Source organism: uncultured Thiocystis sp. (genome assembly GCF_903866365.1).
In the GTDB taxonomy this organism is placed as follows: Bacteria; Pseudomonadota; Gammaproteobacteria; order Chromatiales; family Chromatiaceae; genus Chromatium.
In genome coordinates this window covers 1-4,385 of sequence record NZ_CAIPNF010000312.1, presented here as the reverse complement: position 1 = coordinate 4,385, position 4,385 = coordinate 1, and the positions used below count along the sequence as shown (strand labels likewise).

Sequence of the window (4,385 nt, the reverse complement as noted above, 5' to 3'; positions counted from 1 at the left end):
GGGTCAGGCATGAGCAAAGGCAAAAGGATATCGAGCGTTATTACAAGCTGACCGCGACGGGATAGTCAATGTGTTTGAATTAAAGTAACAAAGTAGAATTAAAGAGGTTAATTGGAATATTGACATTGATAATTTTTGGTTATTTCTTTTACCTATATACAGATTTTAGAAAAATACTGATACCAGAATCAGATAAAGAAAACCATAGTGCGGATGTTGCTTGGCAAACCGATGATTTAGCACGACAAGCTGCTTTAGATACTCAAATCCATGCCGAGGAGGAACGCCAAAGAAAAAATTCAATAGATGATGATCTTCGCCGCCAAAGTAAAGCGAAAAATCAAGAAACAGCTCAAATTAAAAACGGAGGTTTTATCTACGATTGCAATGAGGAGAAAAACAGCTTACGGGTTTTTGCATGTTATGAAAATGATGATTCAGCCATTAGCTTGCTGAAAAAAATGATTGCAATATCAAAAAACGATGGCGGTCTTCAACGATCTGGCGAATTGGAATTCATAAAAAGTAAAATTGAATCGTTGCCAAAAGCTTCCCTGGGAGACAAGAAGCTAGCAAGAAGCGAAAATGAAAAAGGTCTTGCGGCGTTTAGAGAAGAAAATCTTGAGCAAGCTAGGCAGCATTTTTTATTAGCGCATCAGTCAAATCTCGCCGACGTTGAAATTGCGGATAATTTGAGCTACGTTTATTTGAGGCTAAGTGATTTGGAATCATCTCTCAAAATGCTGGAAAAAGCATTGACGCTTTCTCCTGATCGTGCGTCAGCATGGGCTCAACTTGCTAACTACTATGCGAAAAAAAATATGCAGGAAGAGTCTGTTGCTTGTTATGCGATGACTTTCCGTTACTCAAGAAATCAAGATAAAACCCGCCTGTTTTTGATGCAACTAGCAAACGAATCACCTGACCCTGGTGTACGGAAAGCTGCACAGAAGACTTTGCAATTAAAGCTAATTCAAGAAAATCATGCGGAAGCTAATTCTAGCTATAGCTTGAATGACCAGCAAATGCCAGACTCGTTTCTTTCTCAGGACTTTCCGCAAGCGCAAGCCGAGCCAGGTGTAAAGGTTCCGCTTTACTTCGCCGCTGACTTGGCGCCAACGGAGAACATCCCTGCCGAAGCACCGCTCTGTTACAAATTCATGGTGGCCGGACCGGAAGCGCAGTTGCGGAAGCTGAAGGCTAAATATACGGATTTGTATGACGACAAAATTCTGAAAAATGAAGATGGCAGTAAGACACTGTCGGCAAAGCGCAAAGACGAGAGCGGGAAAATCATCTCTTACTTCTATTCCACCAGTCCCGCAATCTGCAATGATTACCAGAAACGCCGCCCGGATCTCGCGGTTACGTCAGTATCAACGCCGCCGCTGTCGACAATGGCCGAGAGCACGGCAACCGCCCTTCACCGGCGGCTGGGAGATCGCTACCTGGACCAAGGCGACGGTACCGCTACCGATACCATGACGGGCCTGATGTGGCAGCGATGCAGCGCGGGGCAGACCTGGAGCGGGGAAACCTGCGTGGGGGATGCCAGCATGATGCACTGGAATGAGGCGATGCCCAACGGACGGCAAAGGCGCTGGCCCACGTTCGCCGGTCATGCTGACTGGCGCATGCCGACGAAGGATGAGTTGCTGACCCTGGTGTATTGCTCCAGTGACTTGCCAAAGTCCTGGAACGATACTGGCCGTTCGTGCGAGGGCAATTACAAAAAACCGACAATCGATCAAACGGCTTTTCCCAATACGCGAAGGTCGAATGTCTGGTCTGGTTCTCCCTACGCCAACGATCCGACCGTCGCCTGGGGCGTGTATTTCGGCGGTGGCAACGCCTACGCCGGCGTCCAGTACGACGACTTCCACGTTCGTCTCGTGCGTCGCGGACAGTGATTTTGAACCTTTTGTGTTTGGCTCTCTGGCTCCCACACTCCAGCGTCGCGTGTGCGTCGTCGAGACGCGGGACGTCCGCCCGACACCCCCACGCCGGAACGTGGGAGCGAGCAGACGAAGGGCGCAGCCGTCACATCGGTTGAGCACCTGGCCGCGAGCTTTGAGCGGAAACCGCAGCGCGACACGCGCTCTGAACGGGGCGATCGACATGCGTCTGACGACTCTCGAACAAGCGACCATCCAGGACGCCGTGACCGCCATCGACCCGCAGGCCGAGGTGTATCTATTCGGATCGCGCGTTGACGATCAGGCACGAGGCGGCGATATCGATCTGCTCGTGCTGTCGGACCGGATCGATCTGATGGCCAAGCTCGATCTGCTCGCACGGCTGCACCAGACCCTGGGCGAGCAAAAAATCGACCTGATGATCGAACCGGACGCCTCCCGTCCGTTGGCGCGGATCGCGGTCAAGACCGGAGTCCGTTTATGAAACCAGAAAAGCTCCAATGGCTGCGCGAGGAAATCGCCAACCTGGAATTGGCCGCCATCCATTTACGCTTTTCGCTGGACCGCTCGCGGGAATTGATCGACCGCCCGTCCTGGTCGCTCGAAGAGCTGGAACGACTGGAATCCTTGACCAGCCGTTTTGCGCGCTTGGCCGATCTGCTGGTGCAGCGGGTGATGCGCCTGATTGATGACCTGGAGTTGATGTCTCAAGGCAGTCTGCTGGACCGCATCCAACGCGCGGAAAAACGCGGCTGGATGGAGGAGGCGGGTCAATTGGTACGCATCCGCGAATTGAGAAATCTGATTGCCCACGAATATGCCAGCGACAAGATGCCGGACCTCTATCGCGCGGTCGCCGCCCTGACGCCATCGCTGCTGGCGGCCATCCCCAAGGTCAAGGCGTCTGCCGATGACTTGCTCGACCGTTATGCGGATGCGGAGTAGGTGTTTTCCCTCCGCCTTTTTCGATTCGCCTTACTCCTGCTGTCGCTCCCGCTCTGGGCCGCTGCCGACTCGCTCACCGCACACATGAACGCCGCGACCGTGCGCGTCATCTGCCTGCCGGCCACGGGCGAACCCATGTCCGGTTCGGGTTTCGTGGTGGGCGGCGGATCGCATGTGGTGACCAACTGGCATGTGGTGTCCTGCACCGCCGAGTCCGGACGCGCGGCGGTGTTGCTCCATGCCGGCGAGGGCGAGATGGTCGCGGCGCGGGTGCGCGGGCAGGACGCCGCCAAGGATCTGGCGGTGCTGCGGCTGGAGCGACGGATCGCCCGTCCCGAGGTGCGCTTTGCGACGGCGGCGACCCTGCGTCAGCGCGATCCGGTGATCGCGGTCGGTTTTCCGGGCGATGCCGACGAACAGGGCGATCTCTCGGCCTTGAGCGAGTCGACCATGACCGAGGGCGTGATCGGGCGTCTGCTGCCGCCGCCCGCCGATCCGACCCAGGGCGCGCGACTGGTGCAGATCAGCGCGGCGATCAATCCGGGCAACTCGGGCGGCCCGCTGTTCGACGCGGCGGGGCGGGTGATCGGGATCAACACCATGAAGGCGCTGGCGGCGGTGCCGACCCTGAATGCGGAGGGCAGTGGCATCGTCATGCAGCGGGTGGTATCGGGCGAAGGGCTGGGGTGGGCGGTGGTGGCCGATGCCCTGCTGCCGATGCTGGACCGGTTGGGTCTGGCGTATCGCGTCAGCACCAGCCGACCGAACGCGCTGGCGCGGCTGTGGCAGCGCGAGCCGGGTTTGAGTCTTGCGCTGGGGTTGCTGCTGATCATCGTTCTGGGTCTGCTGGCGTTGCTCGCGAGCCGTCCCGGTCGGGTCAGGGTGCGCGAGCGACTGACGCGCCCGGTCATGTCGGCCCCCAGCGCGCCGCCGCGTCAGACCTCCCGACGTCCGGTGCTGCGCGGTCTTCGCGGCCCCTATGCCGGGACGTCGATCCCGCTCGATGGCGGAGCGGTCGCCATCGGGCGCGATCCCGCCTTGGTTCAATTGGTGCTGCCGCCCGAGCAGACGGCGATCAGTCAGCGGCATGCGCTGGTCGGCTACGATGTCGAGGGTGGTCGCTTCTTTCTGGAAGACTGCTGGTCGACCAACGGCGTCTATCTGATGACCGACCGCGCCGCTCCAACGGCACTGGCACTGGCGCCGGGTCAGCGACACCCGCTGCCCGCGGGCGCGCGGTTTTATCTCGCCACGCCGGAGGTGGCGTTTGCGGTGGAACTGCGCTGAGGGTTCACATTTGAACCAAAATGCGTTTCTCAATCTTGCTCTTGGCGCGTCCTTTTTTGATTGAGATTGTCATGCCGGTTTGCCTCATACTTTGAATGCGGGTGGGCTCTGCGCAAGGCGGCTAACGCCTGTCCTGATGGCCGTTACTCGGCGCTGGTGGCGCAAAGATGCAGAGGCAATCCGGCAGCCGACCGGAAATCTAACCTTGAGGACGTTCCTGATGTTCAAGCGTCGTTT

Annotated in this window: 4 protein-coding genes; all 4 read left to right on the top strand. The window is 57.4% G+C overall.

Annotated elements, in window-relative coordinates; translation table 11 throughout:
* Positions 1 to 119 precede the first annotated feature (119 nt).
* The 4 genes from QZY07_RS17915 to QZY07_RS17900 all read left to right on the top strand — a co-directional run bounded on the left by QZY07_RS17915 (position 120) and on the right by QZY07_RS17900 (position 4,148).
* Positions 120 to 1,910 (top strand): DUF1566 domain-containing protein, encoded by a 1,791-nt coding sequence (locus tag QZY07_RS17915; RefSeq protein ID WP_295405665.1) that lies wholly within the window; start codon positions 120 to 122, stop codon positions 1,908 to 1,910.
* 208 nt (positions 1,911 to 2,118) lie between these two features.
* Complete coding sequence (locus QZY07_RS17910) at positions 2,119 to 2,400, top strand: nucleotidyltransferase domain-containing protein (protein WP_295405663.1); 282 nt, start codon at positions 2,119 to 2,121, stop codon at positions 2,398 to 2,400.
* The gene (locus tag QZY07_RS17905) at positions 2,397 to 2,861 is read left to right on the top strand and encodes a hypothetical protein (protein ID WP_295405662.1); all 465 of its coding nucleotides are present in this window, start codon (positions 2,397 to 2,399) and stop codon (positions 2,859 to 2,861) included. The genes QZY07_RS17910 and QZY07_RS17905 overlap by 4 nt, the downstream gene beginning before the upstream one ends.
* On the top strand, positions 2,862 to 4,148 hold the full coding sequence (locus QZY07_RS17900) for a trypsin-like peptidase domain-containing protein (RefSeq protein ID WP_295405660.1): 1,287 nt from the start codon (positions 2,862 to 2,864) through the stop codon (positions 4,146 to 4,148).
* Positions 4,149 to 4,385: the final 237 nt, after the last annotated feature.